The sequence below is a fragment of the Mycoplasmopsis gallinacea genome (genome assembly GCF_900660495.1).
GTDB classification, from domain to species: domain Bacteria; phylum Bacillota_I; class Bacilli_A; order Mycoplasmatales; family Metamycoplasmataceae; genus Mycoplasmopsis; species Mycoplasmopsis gallinacea.
In genome coordinates this window covers 762,408-779,161 of record NZ_LR214950.1, presented here as the reverse complement: position 1 = coordinate 779,161, position 16,754 = coordinate 762,408, and the positions used below count along the sequence as shown (strand labels likewise).

The window sequence follows — 16,754 nt, the reverse complement described above, 5'->3', positions numbered from 1 at the left end:
TATGTGAGAATTAATAATTTTTAAAAAAATAAATTAACAAGCAAATTAGAACATTGCTTTAAATCTTTTAAGGTCGCTTTTTGACATTAATACAGATTTACGGGCTTGACGTTTTTGTTTTGTTGTTTTATTTTGTGCTAAATGTGAACGGTAAGCTTGTTCTCTCATAACTTTACCAGTTCCTGTAACTTTAATACGTTTTTTTAACGCACTTTTAGTTTTCATTTTTGGCATTATTTTTCTCCTTCTTTGGTAACTTGAGCTTCTTTCTCAAGTTCTTTTTCTTTTAAATATTTTTGAATTTTTTGTTTATTAGGTTGGAGATTCATGTCAAGGAAACGCTCATTAACAAGTTTTGCCTCAGTTGTAATTTCAGCAATATCTTCTAATGTTTTATAGAACTTGTCTAATGTTGCTAATCCTAAATCTTTTCTCCCAATTTCACGTCCTCTAAGTTTAAGAGAAACTTTAATACGATCACCTTTAAGAAGAAATTCACGAGCTTTACGACTTTTAGTCATAAGGTCATTATCACCAATCATCGGTGTAAGTCTAACTTCACGGTTTTGGATGTTAGTTTGTTTTTCTTTAATTTCTTTCTCTTTTTTCTTACGGTCGTATTTAAATTTTCCATAATCTAAAATACGAGCAATTGGTTTAGGATTTGCTTGAATTAGCACTAAATCCATTTTTTCATTTTTAGCCTTTTCAATGGCTTCAGCTGTTCTAACAACACCTACTTTTTGTCCTTGTGAATCTAATAAGAACACTTGTTTAAAAGGTATTGCTTCATTAACGTAATGTTCAGCTACTGGTTTTTTTCCTTTTGGTTGAATAATAAACTCCTTAATAATAAAAATTTAAAAAAAGTGGTTCCCCACTTCTCTACCAAAAAAGTACCCAAAAAATAGATACATTTAATTGTAGCAAAACCCAAGACTATGGTCATCAGGTGAGAAGTGATTCTACTTTCTGCAATTAAATAATAAATATATATTGCTTTATTATTTTAACACAAAAAATGAAGAATCAAAACTCTATTTTTGCTATAAATTTTGTTTTTTCTATTAGAATGCTTAAAAATAATTTTTGATTGTAATTTTTTGCTATTTTTGATGCTCTTTGACTATTTTTTCTAGCTTTTTTAGTCAGTGTCCAAGGCCACCTTTAGTAATAAAAATATTATGCTCAACTTCTAAAATTTTAGATAAATCAGAAAGCGAAAAACCCTGATTTTCTAGCTTTAATCTAAAAAATACAAGTTCATTTTCAGTAAAATTAGCTTCAAGGTTGTTTTCAAAAACGTAGTTGATCTTTTGAATATGCTTAAGTGAACTTTTTGCAATTTTTTGTAAGTTGCTCATATCAATATTATTGATCCTATTAACTACGTTTTCAAGGTCTCTTTGAATTTTCATATCTTGCATTTTTAATCAAGCTTTTTGAGCTCCAATAGCTGCTAAAAACTCTAAAATATTGTCTAATTTCTTAATATATAAAAAGTATTTATCTTTTCTTTGTAGAATCTTAAAACCAAATTGATATTGGTTAAGTTTATCTTGGATGTGACTTGCAAAATCTGCGTTTTTAGTTGAAATATCAAGGTGATATGAAGTTGTATGAAGTCCTGAAACATTTCCTGAAGCTACAAATACACCTGCAAAAAAACTTGTAAAGTAGTTTTGAAATTCGTTTATAAATTCTGGATTATAGACGTTTTGTTGATTATAAATATTGCTTAAAAATGAATTATTTACGCTAATCATAGTCTTAGAATTTTTTCATTTGTCATAGCTAATATTGCTTTTTTTGAAAAACTTGCTTACTTTATCTAAAATAAAATCATCATTAATTTTGAGCACCATTTGGTTGTCAATTAACTTGTAACTACTTAATAAAAAACCAAACGAAAAAGCTTTAGTTTCCTTTTCGTTTTTGATGCTTGATAAAATTTCATATTTTATATCATGAGAAAATGTTTTATTTTTAGAATTCATTGCAAATTAATTATAATAAACTTATTATTTAAAATAAATGAAAAAACAAAGAGAGACACTATGAGAAAAAATGTAGAAAATGGAACAATCGAAATAATCACAGGACCTATGTTTGCAGGAAAAAGTTCCGAATTAATTAAGCGTTTAACTTTATATAAAATAGCTAAATTTGAGCCAATTATTTTCAAACCAGCTTTAGATACTCGCTTTTCCGATTCTAAAATTGTAAGTAGAACTGGTTCAACTTTTCCAGCTATTTCGATTAATGAACCTAAAGAAGTTTTAAGTCATATTGACGAAAAAACCGAAGTGATTGCTTTTGACGAAATCCAATTTTTTGACAAGAAAATTATCACAATCATTGAGAAATTAGCTAACAAAGGTATTCACATTATCATTTCTGGTTTAGATATGGACTTTGAAGGAAACCCTTTTGAAAATGTTGCAAAGCTAATGGCAATTGCTGATAAAGTCGATAAATTAAAAGCTGTCTGCATGGTTTGTTATGCACCTGCAGGTATGTCATTTAGAAAAATTGATTCAAAATTACGCACCGTTATTGGTGATGATATTTATGAAGCTAGATGTCGCTTTTGTCATAAAAATAAATAAATTTGGAATAACCAAAAATATATATAATTTTTTATTATGGAAATAAATACAAATAATTATACAGTCGAAACTTTGACTAAAGAACAAGCAAAAAGTAAACAACTTTTCTATTCAACTATTTTAGTTTCATTTGGACTTGGAATTGTTGCTATTTTATCTTTATCATTACTCTTTTTCCAATTACTTGCTAACAACGCAGCAAGTTTTGGTAGATCGTTCCAAATGATTTTCTACATATCACTTTTTGTTTTTGTTATTGTAAATATAGCCGGAATGTGATTGAAAAAATTTGGAGCTATAGCACTTACAATTTACTATCCATTTGCTATTCTTTCTGCTGCAGTTATTGCTGCAGGAGCTGTTGCTCTTTATGGACTTTCTGAAGGTGAAAATGGTGTATATTCAATTAATAAAGGTGTAATTAATATTCTTTTAATTTTATTTGCACCCGCTATTTTAATCTTTATTTTTGGACTTATTGGTTACTTTAATCTTTTTGATATCCGTAAGCTTTCAATCCTTGTAGGGGTTTTATCGGTAGGTCTTATTATTTCAATGATCGTTTCATTTTTTGTTCTTAATTCAACTCTTGAAATAATTATCGGAATCGTTGGAACAATTGTAATTTCAGGTATTACTGCCGTTACATGATTTACCATTAGAAAAGAAGCTGACATGATTCAATTTGAAAGTAATAAAGAAATTTATACCAAAGGTCTTTATTATGGAATTGTTCTTTACTTCAATTACTGACAAATAGTTATTTTCTTACTTAGAATCTTCACAAATATGGGTGATAGAAGATAATTATTATTTTTACTCAAGCAAGCTAAATTAGCTTGCTTGTTTTTTTAAGGTTTTTGCCTATGAGCATTCGAATTTTGCATGAGTTTTATATTTTTAATATAAAATTTAATACATGAATAAAAATAAGATTAAAAACTTTTCCATAATTGCACATATTGATCACGGTAAAAGCACACTTGCTGACCGTATTTTAGAACTTACACACACAGTGTCTCAAAGAGAATTAAAATCTCAATTTCTTGATTCAATGGAGCTTGAACAAGAAAGAGGAATTACTATCAAATTAAACGCTGTTCAATTAAAATATAAAGACTATATTTTTCACTTAATTGACACACCAGGTCACGTTGACTTTACTTATGAAGTTTCGCGTTCATTAGCTGCTAGTGAGGGAGCTCTTTTACTTGTTGATGCTACTCAAGGGATCGAAGCTCAAACTTTAGCAAACGTGTATTTAGCATTAGAAAATAACCTTGAAATCATTCCGGTTATTAACAAAATTGACCTTCCAAGTGCTGATGTTGAAGCTGTTAAAAGAGAAATTGAAGAAGTTATTGGAATTGATACTCAAAATGCTGTTTTAGTTTCTGCTAAAACAGGGCTTGGGGTAGATAAACTGCTTGAAGCTATTGTTGAATATATTCCTTCACCGAAAAACGCTGATGATTCAAAACCTTTAAAAGCTTTAATTTTTGATAGCTACTTTGACCCATATCGTGGTGTTATTATGCTTGTTAGAATTTTTGAAGGTAAGTTAGCAACCGGTGATAGATTTAAATTCATGTCAGATAAAAATGAAAAAGAATATCACGTAATTGACTTAGGGGTTAAAAACCCATATGAAACTAAAAAAGACTTCCTTGAAGCTGGTGAAGTTGGATGAGTTTCTGCAGCTATTAGGGATGCTAAAGAAGTTCATGTTGGAGATACCATTACTTTAATAGATAATCCTACAAAAGAAGCCCTTCCAGGTTATAAAAAAATGAAACCTGTTGTCTTTACTGGGTTTTACCCAATTGACACTCGTGATTATTCAATTTTAAAAGAGAGTTTAGAGAAAATTTCATTAAGTGATTCATCAATTTCTTGAGAACAAGAAACCTCAAAAGCTCTTGGTTTTGGTTTCCGTGTTGGATTCTTAGGAATGCTTCACATGGAAATTCTTCAAGAAAGATTAGATAGAGAATACAAAGTTGGAATCATTGCAACTAGCCCTTCAGTTGAATACAAAGTACATATGACTAAAGGTAATTTTGAAATGATTTCAAACCCTTCTTTATTTCCAGATCGTACTTTTATTGACTATATTGAAGAACCTTACATTGAAGCAAGTATCTTTATTCCAAATGAATATATTGGAAATGTAATGGAATTGTGCCAAAACAAACGTGGAATTTATAAATCTCTTGAAGCTATTGATTCAAGAAGATCTAAGGTAGTTTATGAACTTCCGCTTGCTGAAACTATCTTTGATTTCTTTGATTTATTAAAATCAGGAACTAAAGGTTATGCTTCATTTGAATATGAATGAATTGGCTATCGTGAAAGCGACCTTGTTAAAGTTGATATTCTTTTAAATGGTGATAAAATTGACGCTTTCTCAATTATTTCACACCGTGAAAAAGCTTACGAATCATCAAGGGAGTTATGTAAAAAATTAAAAGAAGCTATTCCGAGAGAAAACTTTGAAATCCCAATTCAAGCTACAATTGGTGGTAAAATTATTGCTCGTGAAACAATTAAAGCTTACCGTAAAGATGTTACAGCTAAGCTTTATGGAGGAGACGTTACTCGTAGGCAAAAACTTCTTAAAAAACAAAAAGAAGGTAAAAAGAGAATGAAACGTCTTGGTTCAATTGAAGTGCCACAAGAAGCATTCTTATCAATTTTAAAAACCAATATTTATAACAAAAAATAATGAAATTCACGCATTTAGCGTGAATTTTTGTTTAGCTAACTTGCTTAATAATTCCATAGATGCCTATTTTTAGGGAACAAAAATACCAAACAAAAGAATTGACTGCTTAGCAAATTAGTTTATAATAAATTTAATGCTTTCGTTAATAACGAAAGGGTGAGATTTGCTTAGATCAAATCGCTGCTTGCGTATAGTGACCCGCCATTCGCAAAATAATATCAGTGTAAGCGAGCATGCTTACATTTTTTATGCAAAAAATCGAAAAGCTAATGAGCCTTTCGATTTTTTGTTTTAATTAAAGTTTGTTTGGACAATCACCAGATTCTACAAAGTTTTTAAGGTTTTCATATGAAATTTCAACCATATTAGCAACTGCTTCATCTGTGTAGCTTCCAATGTGAGGTGACACTAATACTCTTGGATACATACTTAAAAGTTTTAAGATCACTTCATCTTTAATTTCAGGTTGATTTTTACCAAAGTAAAGCTTTTCTTCGTATAAAACATCAAGTCCAGCTCCACTAAGTTTTCCTGATTCTAAAGCTTCTAAAATTGCGCTTTCATCTTGGATTTGACCTCTAGCACTATTGATTAAAATTGAACCATCTTTCATTTTTGAAAGTAAGTCTTTATTAATCATTTTGTCATTTACGCCTTTAATATAAGGCATATGGAATGAAACAATGTCAGCTTGAGCAAGTACTTCATCTAATGAACCATATTCAAGAACTTCTTTAGCTTTTTCATTTGGATATGGATCGTATCCAAGAACTTTAGCCCCAAGCCCTTTAAACATTTTAGCTGATTCATAACCAATTTTTCCAGTTCCAATAATTGCTACAACACTGTTTTTCATTTCTTTAGCAAATCCAAATGGATCGATTTGGAAATTGTGTTTTGAAGCATTGTAAGCAAAGTGAGCTGTTTTTCTTGAAAGCGATTGCGCCATTGATACAGCAACCTCAGAAATAGCTGTTGGAGAATAACTTGGCACACGAGCCATTAAAATACCTAATTCTCTACCTTTAGATACGTCCATGTGGTCAAAACCAACAGTTCTTGTTAAAACATATTTAATTCCGAATTCTTTAACTTTTTCAAGTACATCACAGTTGATTTTGTCGCTAGCACGAGCAATAATTGCATCAAAACCTTTAACACAATCAACATTATCTGCACTTAAAGATTCGCCACGGAGTTCTAAATCATAGTTATAGTTTTTATTATATTTTTCGAAGATAGGTTTTTCAACATCCCTAACACCAAAACAAATTACTTTCATTTATTTACTCCTTTTTATCTAAAAGCTACTTCACAAATGAAGATTCAGAATGGGATTGCAACAATTGCAAGAAGTGTTGTTAAAGCAGAGCACTCAGCTGCAAATTGTTCATTGTTTTTATATTGCATTGCGTAAGCAATAACAACTGTAGCAGGTGGAACTGCAGCAAAAATAACCATTGAAGCTGCAACTGCTTTTGTCACTAATGCACCTGCATTTAAGGCTCAGAACACTCCGAATACCATAGCTGGAAGAGCTACTAATTTTAAAACAGCAAAAATTCATACTCATTTATTTTTAGCAGCTGAAGCAAGGTTTGAAGTTGCTAAAGTCATACCAATTGATAATCATACTAATGGACTAGCAAGACCACTTAAATATGTAAATGGTTTGTGTAATCATGGTGCAGTTACTGAAAGGTCAAATCAAGCAACAATTTTTCCTTTTCATTTGCACTTTGGAAAATTTTTGCAGGAATTAAACCACTTAAATAACAAATAAGCCCTACAAATGTTCCAATAACAATAGGATTTAAAAGAGCAGTTTTTAATGATTTTGTAATATTTGCACGGTCAAATTTTAACCCTGCCATAAGCATAAAGCAGTATGAGTATAAAAATACTCTATATGGAATTGATCAGATATTAGCTGCTGGTACTCCAGAGTTATATACTGATTTAATAATTGGAAGTCCAAAGAATGTTGTGCTTCCAAAGATAAGCATCATTCAAATAACAAGGGCTTTTCCTTGAGATACATTTTCACCACCAATTGTTTGCACAATTGAGTTATCTGTAATTTTTGAAGATACTTTTTTGTTTGAGTAATTTACTCAAACAAAAGCTATTAAACAAAGAATTGCATAAAATGCAACAGAGATACCAAGAACAACTCCTTGCTCTTGAAGCTCTTTAATTGTAGCTGTTTTCATAAATCCTGAAATAGCAAGTGCAGGAAGAGCTACTTTTAAAACAATCGCATTTAAAACACCTTTTCATTCAGCTTTAAATACTTTGATTTTAACAAGAGTAAATCCTAAAGCAACAATTAAAATTGTTGATAAGATTGCTCCCCATAATTGCGAATTGGACATAACAGCTTTTAATGTTTCTAACATATTAAAATACATCCTTTTTTTGTTATGAATGCTTATTTATAAAATAAGCATTAAAAATTTTACATTATTTAAAATTTTTTAAAAAAATTATGCATCTTAATTGCTGTAGTTTTTTAAAAAAGTGTGGAAAAAAACACCTTTTACAAGGTGTTTTTGGACAATTTCTTGAAATGGTACGCCCTAGAGGATTCGAACCTCTGACCCAATGGTTAAAAGCCATTTGCTCTACCTGCTGAGCTAAGGGCGCTCATCTTGGTGCCCAGGACTGGACTTGAACCAGCACAGTCTTGCGACCGAGGGATTTTAAGTCCCTTGCGTCTACCTATTCCGCCACCTGGGCTTTTTTGTTTGCTAAATTATTATAGCACATAAATAAAATCAAACAAATATTTTTTTATAAATTTTTTATTTTTATAAATTCTCGCTTATTTAATATGTGCGAAATTTATTATACACTAAAAAATTAGAGCAAGCAAAATTTTTATTTTTATTTTCTTGATCGTCTTAGCTCAATTTTTTAATATCTATATTTTTATATATAATAATTATGTGCCTATTTATTTTTTAACAGAGGATAATTAGGCACATAATTGCTAAAATTCGTTTTCGCAATTTAGATCCTCTTTTTTTAACTGGAGATATTAAAAAGGGTAGGATTGTTGAAACTCTGTTTAGAAACAAATCTTTTATAATTCATATGGTAAGGTGTTTCTTCTCGTTTAGAAACACCGGGGTTGGCTTATGGCCAGCCTTTTTATTTAACTTTTTCCTTTAAAGAAAACTTTATTTAAGGAGTTTGAATTACTTATTGTATAAATATAAGGAAAGAGTCTCAATTTTTTCTCCGAAATAAATTTAGCAATTGAATTACTTGTTTGCTAAATTTATGATAAAATATTATATATAAAGATGGAATCAAGGAGGAAAGAATATGAATATGAGTTATGAAAAAGAAGAAAAAGCATTAGTTAAATATGGTAAAAACTTAACTAAACTTGCTGAAGCAAACAAACTTGATCCAGTTATTGGTAGAGATGATGAAATTCGTAGAATGATTCGGATTTTAAGTAGGAAAACTAAAAATAACCCTGTTTTAGTTGGAGAACCTGGGGTTGGTAAAACAGCTATTGTTGAAGGACTTGCTCATAAAATAATTGAAGGTCAAGTTCCTGAAAACTTAAAAAATGCTGAAGTTATTGAAATTGATCTTCCTGCATTAATTGCTGGTGCATCTTACCAAGGTGAATTTGAAAAAAGATTGAAACAATTATTAAAAGAAGTTGAAGAAAGTAAAGATGAACTTATTTTATTTATTGATGAAATTCATATGTTAATTGGTACAGGTAAAACTGGTTCAAATTCAGGAATGGATGCTGCTAACATCATTAAACCTTTAATGGCTAGAGGGATGCTTCATTTAGTAGGTGCAACAACTTTTGATGAATATCGTAAATACATAGAAAGTGATGCAGCTTTAGAAAGAAGAATGCAAAAAATAGATGTCGAAGAACCAAATGTTGAAAGTACAATTACTATTTTAAGAGGGATTAAAGAAAGATTAGAACACTACCATAAAGTTAAAATCTCTGATGATGCTCTTATTGCTGCTGCTAAATTATCTAATAGATATATTACAGATAGATTTTTACCTGATAAAGCAATCGATTTAGTCGATGAAGCAGCTGCAACAATTAAAACTGAAATGAACTTTGAACCTGAAGTTCTTGAAAAACTTAAACAAGAAAAAATAAAACTTGAAATGGAAAAAATTGCGCTTAGAGATAGTAAAAATCAAGCCGCAAGAGTTCAAGAGTTAACTAACTTAATTAAAATAGGTGATGAAAAAATTGCTCAATTAGAAAAACAATGAAAAACTGAGAAAGAAAAAGTGAATGAGCTTTCACAACTTCAAAAAAGACTTTCAGATTTAAAATTTAGTTTCCAAAATGCTCAAAATGAAGGGAATTTTGAATTAGCTTCAAAAATTAAATATAGCGACATTCCTAAAATCGAAAAACAAATTGAGGAAATTGAATTTGCTAAAAATAGTGCTAATGCATTATTAAAAGACATTGTTTTAGAAGAAGATATTGCCAAAATTATTTCTAAATGAACTAAAATTCCAATTAAAAAATTAATTGAAACTGAAAAAAATAAATTAATTAACTTAGAAAAAGAATTAAATAATGAAATTATGGGTCAAAAACAAGCTATTGATTTAGTTTCTCGGGCTATTTTAAGAACTAAAGCTAATATTAATGACCCAAATAAACCACTTGCTAGTTTCTTATTCTTAGGACCAACAGGAGTTGGTAAAACTGAACTTGCAAGAAAATTAGCACTTCAATTATTTGATAGCGAAAAACAAATGATTCGTCTTGATATGTCTGAATATATGGAAAAACACAGCGTAGCTAAAATAATTGGAGCTCCTCCAGGTTATGTCGGTTTTGACGAAGGAGGGCATTTAGCTGAAAGAATTAGAAAAAATCCTTATACAATTTTACTTCTTGATGAAATTGAAAAAGCTCATCCAGATGTGTTAAATGTGTTCTTACAACTTTTAGATAATGGGATGATTCGTGATTCAAAAGGTAAAATTATCAACTGTCGTAATTTAATTGTTATTATGACTTCAAATTTAGGGGCTAAAGAAATTATCGAAAACAAAGGACCTCTTTCAGATAAAGAAGTTAAAGTAATTCTCACTCAGTTCTTAAGACCAGAATTTATCAATAGAATTGATGAAATCATTTGCTTTAACCCATTATCTAAAGATAATGTAAAAGCTATCATTAAAATTGAACTTGATAAATTAGTAAAAAGAATTAAAGAAGCCAAAAACATTGATTTAACTTATACAGATAAAGTTATTAATAAAGTTTTAGATGATGCTTTTGACCCTGAATACGGTGCTCGTCCAATTAAAAGATACATTCAAAAAAGAATTGAAAGTGTTATTGCTCTTAGAATTATTGAAAAAGACTTGCACGATACCAAAGTTGAATTGAATGTAAAAGATAATGAATTTGAAATTTAATATTTAGGTAGCAAATGCTACCTTTTATTTTTAAAATTTATTTGCTAGCTAATAGTGCAAATAAAATATAATTAAAATATTATTTATTGTAAATAAAAATAAAAGGAGTAAAAATGAATTCAAAACTAATTAAAAATGACTTTTTTGATGCAGTAAATAAAGAATGATTAGATAAAACAGAAATTCCTTCAGATCGTTCTGCATATGGTTCATTTATCATTTTGGATATTGAATTAGAAAAATTATTAAAGAATTTATCTAATGATTGAGCTACAGGTAAAGCAGATCTCCCAAATGATCAAAGAATTCACGAATACGTGAAATTTTATAGAATGCTTACAGATTGAGAAAAAAGAGAAGCTCTTGGAATGAATCCTCTTAAACCAATTATTGAAACTATCGAATCTTTAAAATCATTTGCTGAAGTTGACCAAAATTACATCGAACTTGCTAAAAAACTTAGATCAATGCCTTATGAAATTTACAGCTATTCAGATTTTGAAGATAGCTCAGTAAATGTTTTATGATTAGGGATTCCAGGAATTATCCTTCCAGATAAAAAAGATTATGCTAATGAAAAGAAAAAAGAAGAACTTTTAGGTAAATATCAAGAAGTTGCTACTAAATTATTAGTTAAATATGGAAAAAGCGCATCAGAAGCAAGTAAAATCGTTGAAAATGCCCTTAAATTTGATGCTTTATTAGTAGAAGCTCAGCTCTCAAGTGAAGAAAGAGCTATTGTTAAAAACTACTACAACCCTTACACATTAGACCAAGTTACAGAGCAATTTGGATTTAGCGTAGCTAAAATTTCTAAGCATTTAACTAAAAAAGATTTACAAAAAGTTATTTTAGGAAACCCATATATTTTTGAACAATTCCCAAAAATCTTTAATGAGCAAAACTTTGAAATTTACAGAGACTACTTAATTGTAGATAATATCTTCGCAAATGCTCAATATTTAGATGAAGACACAAGAGTGCTTGCTGGTGAATATTCAAGATTTATCTCAGGTGTTAAGGAAGCTAAACCTAAAGAAAAAGCTGCTTACTTAACAGCTATGTCATTTTTCAAAATGCCTATTGGGCTTTACTATGGACTTACATATTTTGGACCTAAAGCTAAAGCTGATGTTGAAAAAATGATCCAAAATATGATCCAAGTTTACCAAGAACGTTTAGAAAAAAATACTTTCTTAAGCCCTGAAACAATTAAAAAAGCTATTTTAAAATTAAATTCACTTAATGTAATGATTGGTTATCCAGATGAAATTGAAAGCTACTATGACAAGTACAAAACAAAAACATTTGAGGAAAATGGAAGCATCATTGATAACATTTTAAGTTTTAGTGCAATTTCTCATGAATATAACCTAGCAAAATGTGGTGAAAAAGTTAATAAGAAAATTTGATCAATGACACCTGCTATGGTTAATGCTTACTATAGTCCAACTACAAACTCAATTGTTTTCCCAGCCGGAATCTTACAAAAACCTTTTTACTCACTCGAACAAAGTAGCAGTGCTAACTTTGGTGGAATCGGAACTGTTATTGCTCACGAAATTTCACACGGATTTGATAACAATGGTGCCCTTTTTGATGAAAAAGGAAATATGAAAAACTGATGAACCGAAGAAGATTTTGCTAAATTTAAAGAAAAAACTCAGGCAATGATTGATCTTTTTGATGGAGAAGAAATTGAAGTTGGAAAATGCAATGGTAAATTAACTGTTTCAGAAAACATCGCTGATGCTGGTGGATTTGCTTGCGCATTAGAAGCTGCAAAAAGAGAAAAAGATTATAACCCAAGAAAATTCTTTGAAAATTATGCTGAAATTTGAAAATTAAAATACACAGAAAAAACAGCTAAATTATTACTTCAAACAGATGTTCATGCACCGGTTAAATTAAGAACAAATATTCAACTTAAAAACAACCTTGATTTCCAAAAAGAGTATGAAATTTCTGAAGGTGATAAAATGTATTTAGCGCCTGAAAAAATGGTAAAAATTTGATAATAAATTTCCTTAAATTTATTATTTATATTACACAAAAACACCATCCAACATTTAGAAGGGTGGTGTTTTTGTTTTAATTTCAAAGCGCAAAGTGTTTAGAAATATCTTCTTTAGCTTATTTGACACCTTTCTTTTTTAAACAATAAAAAGTAACAGGTGTAGAAATAGTTTTTACTCAATCCGGTTCTTCTTCTTCATTCCTATTGAACATTTTATCTACAACAAAATTGTGTGTATTTGCTAAATTTATAATGTTTTTCACAGAATAAAACCTATTAGAAATTGAGACGCCAAATTCTGTTGTTGTTAACACTTTTTTATCATCAAATAGCTCTAATTCATCTATTTTTACAATATTTTTTCAATAATTTTCATATTCTGGTTTTGAGTATAAATAATGTGTTGTCAAAATAAAAACACCATCATTTTTTAACAATTTATAAATATTTTGAAAGGTTTTGTGGATTTCTTTTTCTTTAATAATATTAGTGAAACCATTAAATGGAAATATTATTAAATCGTATTTTCGACTACCTTTAAAACTCGATGTTATGCTTTGATGATAAAATTTAATCCTGTTATTTTCTTTTAAAGAATTGCAATATTGAATAAACTCTTCAGAAATGTCAATAGCATCAATTTGAGAATTCGGATATAGCTTTTTAAGCGCAAATGTTGTTCTACCCATTCCACAACCAATATCTAAAATTTTAAAATCTTTTTCTCTATCAGGAAAATAATTAGACACTATATTTTTTTCTGAATTTCACAAACCATATTTACTATATTCTAAATATCTATCGTAGATGTTTTTATTACTATAATATTTATCTTTATTGGCAAAAAGCATGAAATAAAATACATAAATTAATAATGAAATAACTAAAAGTATCAATGAATAAGTCAAGAATGCTCAGAAATAACTTAATAAATTGTTTATTCAAGTGAATAATATTATAAAAAGAGAGCTTACGACAATTCTTATTGTTAGTGAAATTCCGTTTTGCATATGGAATTTCTTTTTATCAAATATTTGATATGAAATATTATAAAAAATAGGTAATGCCAAACTAAATAACAATTGTTGGAAGGAATTTATAACAATATAAACAACCAGTGTAACAAGCATATTACGAGATAATGATATAAATATTCAAACTATATTGAGTGTGGCAATAGATAAAATTATTGTTGCCGGATTTAAATAATTTTTGCTTTTTGAAAAATGGCTAATTATAAAACCAATGATAACTCCTACCATTCCAAAAAACGACATACAGATAGTTAAAAAGAAACTTCATTCGTTATATTCATATTTCTCTGTATATTTAAAAAATTGAATCAATCCACTTTGTTTAGGATATAAAATAATTCCTATTACAACGGAAAATAATAAAATGAACATCCATGAATAAAACTTTATCTTTTTACTTTTTTCAACATTTATATTATCGTTAAAATCTTTATCAAAAATATAAGCCAATTTACTTGTTTTGATACTTAAATAAAACATAGATGATGCTATATAAGTAAAAATATTAAATATCACTAAACAATAAAAAGGCAGACTCTTATATATAAACAATGAAAAAATTGGTGACAACACAAAAGAAATAGAAAGAGAAAGTGAGTTACCTAAATTAAATTTTGATAGCGCTTTTTCATCCGGAGCCACATAATACAAAATGTTTTTTAAGTGAATAAATCTATAAGAATGGATAAACCCTAAAAGACAACTAACAATTATTAAAATTATAGAAAATTCATTTGAATTTAATTTTTCAGACAAAAAGAACTGAACAATTAACAAAATAAAAAGAACCAATGAACTAATGATGTCAGATACAAATAAGATTGTTTTATCTTTGAATAAATTAATAATCTTAGAAGATAATAGATAAACAATAACAGATGGTAATTGAATGAGTAAATACATCATTGTCACAAATCAAAAATCACCAGTAATTTTGTATATATACAAAGATGAACCTAATTTAAAAGCTTCTGAACCTATTGAAGACACAGAAATTGCTGATATATATTTAATTAGATTCGTTTTTCAAGTAGTTTTCATTTTAGGCTTTCGAAATAATGTTTTAGAAATAAAGGGGTTGAAAATATTTCCTTATGATTAAATTATATCTTCACTATTTTATTTATTGAGAAATCAGTAATAAATTTATTCATATTTTCATAATTGGAAATATTTCATTAACAAAAAAGTCTTTTCACCCTTAAATAAAGCGGTATTCATTCCGGATGAATGACCCACTTTAATCTCCTTTACTTTTATGTTTTCCAGTAAAAAAATATTGATTTTTCTTATTTATTAAAGCTCTTTCACAATTTTATATAATTTAATTAATAGAGTATGGAGGGAAAAATGGAATACATATTATATATTATTGGAGGGTTAATCCTTTTAGCAGCTCTTTGAGGAGTTATTAAACGTCTTTTAAACATTTTATGATCTATCATTTCATTTGTTATCGGTGCGGGGATAATTATTTTCGCTTTAACAGCCTGCACAAACTTCTAATTTAAAATTAGATAACAAACATACTCAAGCCGGCATTGTTGGCTTTTTTGTTTACTTTCCCACTTGCTAGTATAAAAAGTTATGCTACTAAGTGGGAAAGGTTGATAGCCCTTAGTTTACCACTTAGTAGCATAAAAAAATAAACTTCATTTTGTTTCCAATTTATATAATCTAAAATTACTAATAAGTCTATAAATTAGTCATATTAGTAATTGAATTTCAATTTTTACAATGATAGCAAGCTTTTTTAACATTGAAAAAAATCTACTTTCAACTCTACTTTAATCTAAAATAAGTTATGGATTTACCAACACCTTCTCTTTTAATATCACCTTGGTCTACTAACTTTCTAAGTGAACCTTCAATTGAACTAATACTTAACGAAGGACAAAGCTCTCTTATATCTTGCTTTTTAAATCTTCCTATTTTTTGCATAACAGCTTTTCTCACCATTTCCACAGCCGGTATTTTATCTTCAATAATAGTAAATCGATCCTCAAAACTTTTATACGCAGATAAAATAATGCCTAAAAGATATTTGATAAAAGGCGTTGGATCTTCATTGCCTTCATGTCAATTTGCACCTGATTTATTAAGTGAATTATAGTAATAATCTTTATCTTTAGCTATTATCGCTTCTAATGATATGTATTTACCAACATAAAAACCATTTTGGTATAACAAAAGAGTAGTAAGAAGTCTGCTAATTCTTCCATTTCCATAATTAAATGGGTGAATACATAAAAAATCATGAATAAAAACAGGAATAGCAATTAATGGGTTTACTTCTGCATTACCAATTACTTTGTTATATTCAAAACAAATTCTTTCTAAAGCTTCAGGGGTCTCAAAAGCAGATAGTGGAGTAAATAGCACTTCAGAACGACCATCAGGATAATTAGCTACAATAACATTATTAGAACTTTTTATTTTTCCACCAGAACCATTTTCTAAATGACTAAACAAAATTTTATGTAATTGTAAAATATAGTTTTTAGAAATAGGTATTATGTCAAAATTGTTATGAATTATATTTAAAGCGTCTCTGTATCCCGCAATTTCTTTTTCATCTCTGTTTTTTGGTGTTGTTTTTTCTTCCATTATTTGTTTTAATCTGCTTTTAGTTGTTACAATTCCTTCAATTTCATTTGACGATTCAGTACTTTGTATTTTAGCAATTTCAATTAATTTGTTTAACTCCTCATTTTTTTCTTTTAGATAAAATTCTTGCTTACCTTGATATCTGTAAATACCTGCAACTAAACTTAAAACATCTAAATCCCACTTCTTTTCTTTTAATTTGGAATAGTTAAAAATTCTCATGATTTCCCCTTAAAGATATTTCTTTCCATTAAAATATAGCACATTTTAAGGGAAAAATGATTTTTTAATGGGCATTTATATAAAAAAATCTTTCTCAAGCT

14 protein-coding genes and 2 tRNA genes are annotated in these 16,754 nt (G+C 28.5%); 6 read left to right on the top strand and 10 right to left on the bottom strand.

What is annotated here, in order from left to right:
- Positions 1-45: 45 nt before the first annotated feature.
- The 3 genes from rpmI to whiA all read right to left on the bottom strand — a co-directional run bounded on the left by rpmI (position 46) and on the right by whiA (position 1,997).
- The gene (gene rpmI, locus EXC51_RS03130; protein ID WP_129620469.1) at positions 46-234 is read right to left on the bottom strand and encodes a 50S ribosomal protein L35; all 189 of its coding nucleotides are present in this window, start codon (positions 232-234) and stop codon (positions 46-48) included.
- Positions 234-770 (bottom strand): translation initiation factor IF-3, encoded by a 537-nt coding sequence (gene infC, locus EXC51_RS03125; RefSeq protein WP_235666051.1) that lies wholly within the window; start codon positions 768-770, stop codon positions 234-236. The genes rpmI and infC overlap by 1 nt, the downstream gene beginning before the upstream one ends.
- A gap of 336 nt (positions 771-1,106) precedes the next feature.
- Positions 1,107-1,997: a DNA-binding protein WhiA gene (gene whiA / locus EXC51_RS03120; protein WP_129620467.1), complete on the bottom strand. Its 891-nt coding sequence runs from the start codon at positions 1,995-1,997 to the stop codon at positions 1,107-1,109.
- A 60-nt stretch (positions 1,998-2,057) separates the two neighbouring features.
- On the opposite strand from whiA, the gene EXC51_RS03115 reads away from it, so the two are divergent.
- The 3 genes from EXC51_RS03115 (at position 2,058) to lepA (ending at position 5,334) form a co-directional block, all read left to right on the top strand.
- Positions 2,058-2,609: a thymidine kinase gene (locus EXC51_RS03115; RefSeq protein WP_129620466.1), complete on the top strand. Its 552-nt coding sequence runs from the start codon at positions 2,058-2,060 to the stop codon at positions 2,607-2,609.
- Between the two features lie 36 nt (positions 2,610-2,645).
- Entirely contained in the window at positions 2,646-3,416 is a 771-nt protein-coding gene (locus tag EXC51_RS03110; protein ID WP_129620465.1) for an MAG0110 family membrane protein, read from the top strand.
- A 112-nt stretch (positions 3,417-3,528) separates the two neighbouring features.
- Positions 3,529-5,334 (top strand): translation elongation factor 4, encoded by a 1,806-nt coding sequence (gene lepA / locus EXC51_RS03105; protein WP_129620464.1) that lies wholly within the window; start codon positions 3,529-3,531, stop codon positions 5,332-5,334.
- A gap of 295 nt (positions 5,335-5,629) precedes the next feature.
- On the opposite strand, the gene EXC51_RS03100 is transcribed toward lepA, so the two are convergent.
- The 5 genes from EXC51_RS03100 to EXC51_RS03085 form a co-directional block, all read right to left on the bottom strand.
- Entirely contained in the window at positions 5,630-6,616 is a 987-nt protein-coding gene (locus tag EXC51_RS03100) for a 2-hydroxyacid dehydrogenase (RefSeq protein WP_129620463.1), read from the bottom strand.
- Between the two features lie 14 nt (positions 6,617-6,630).
- Positions 6,631-6,951, bottom strand: a complete 321-nt coding sequence (locus EXC51_RS04235) for an AEC family transporter (RefSeq protein WP_223211658.1) — start codon at positions 6,949-6,951, stop codon at positions 6,631-6,633.
- Between the two features lie 74 nt (positions 6,952-7,025).
- On the bottom strand, positions 7,026-7,733 hold the full coding sequence (locus EXC51_RS04230) for an AEC family transporter (RefSeq protein ID WP_223211657.1): 708 nt from the start codon (positions 7,731-7,733) through the stop codon (positions 7,026-7,028).
- A gap of 171 nt (positions 7,734-7,904) precedes the next feature.
- Positions 7,905-7,980, bottom strand: a tRNA-Lys gene (locus tag EXC51_RS03090).
- A 6-nt stretch (positions 7,981-7,986) separates the two neighbouring features.
- A tRNA-Leu gene (locus EXC51_RS03085) sits at positions 7,987-8,073 on the bottom strand.
- 591 nt (positions 8,074-8,664) lie between these two features.
- Here EXC51_RS03085 and EXC51_RS03080 point away from each other — a divergent pair.
- Together EXC51_RS03080 and EXC51_RS03075 are read left to right on the top strand one after the other, a co-directional pair.
- A complete protein-coding gene (locus tag EXC51_RS03080; protein ID WP_129620462.1) occupies positions 8,665-10,773 on the top strand; it encodes an ATP-dependent Clp protease ATP-binding subunit in 2,109 nt (702 codons plus the stop codon).
- Between the two features lie 113 nt (positions 10,774-10,886).
- Positions 10,887-12,791 (top strand): M13 family metallopeptidase, encoded by a 1,905-nt coding sequence (locus EXC51_RS03075; RefSeq protein WP_129620461.1) that lies wholly within the window; start codon positions 10,887-10,889, stop codon positions 12,789-12,791.
- A gap of 115 nt (positions 12,792-12,906) precedes the next feature.
- On the opposite strand, the gene EXC51_RS03070 is transcribed toward EXC51_RS03075, so the two are convergent.
- Positions 12,907-14,865, bottom strand: a complete 1,959-nt coding sequence (locus EXC51_RS03070) for an MFS transporter (protein ID WP_129620460.1) — start codon at positions 14,863-14,865, stop codon at positions 12,907-12,909.
- A gap of 309 nt (positions 14,866-15,174) precedes the next feature.
- Here EXC51_RS03070 and EXC51_RS04175 point away from each other — a divergent pair, with 309 nt between their 5' ends.
- Positions 15,175-15,330, top strand: a complete 156-nt coding sequence (locus tag EXC51_RS04175; RefSeq protein ID WP_165001817.1) for a hypothetical protein — start codon at positions 15,175-15,177, stop codon at positions 15,328-15,330.
- Between the two features lie 276 nt (positions 15,331-15,606).
- On the opposite strand, the gene EXC51_RS03065 is transcribed toward EXC51_RS04175, so the two are convergent.
- Positions 15,607-16,653 carry a Fic family protein gene (locus EXC51_RS03065; protein ID WP_129620459.1) on the bottom strand — a complete coding sequence of 349 codons (1,047 nt, stop codon included), beginning with the start codon at positions 16,651-16,653 and terminating at the stop codon, positions 15,607-15,609.
- Positions 16,654-16,754 lie beyond the last annotated feature (101 nt).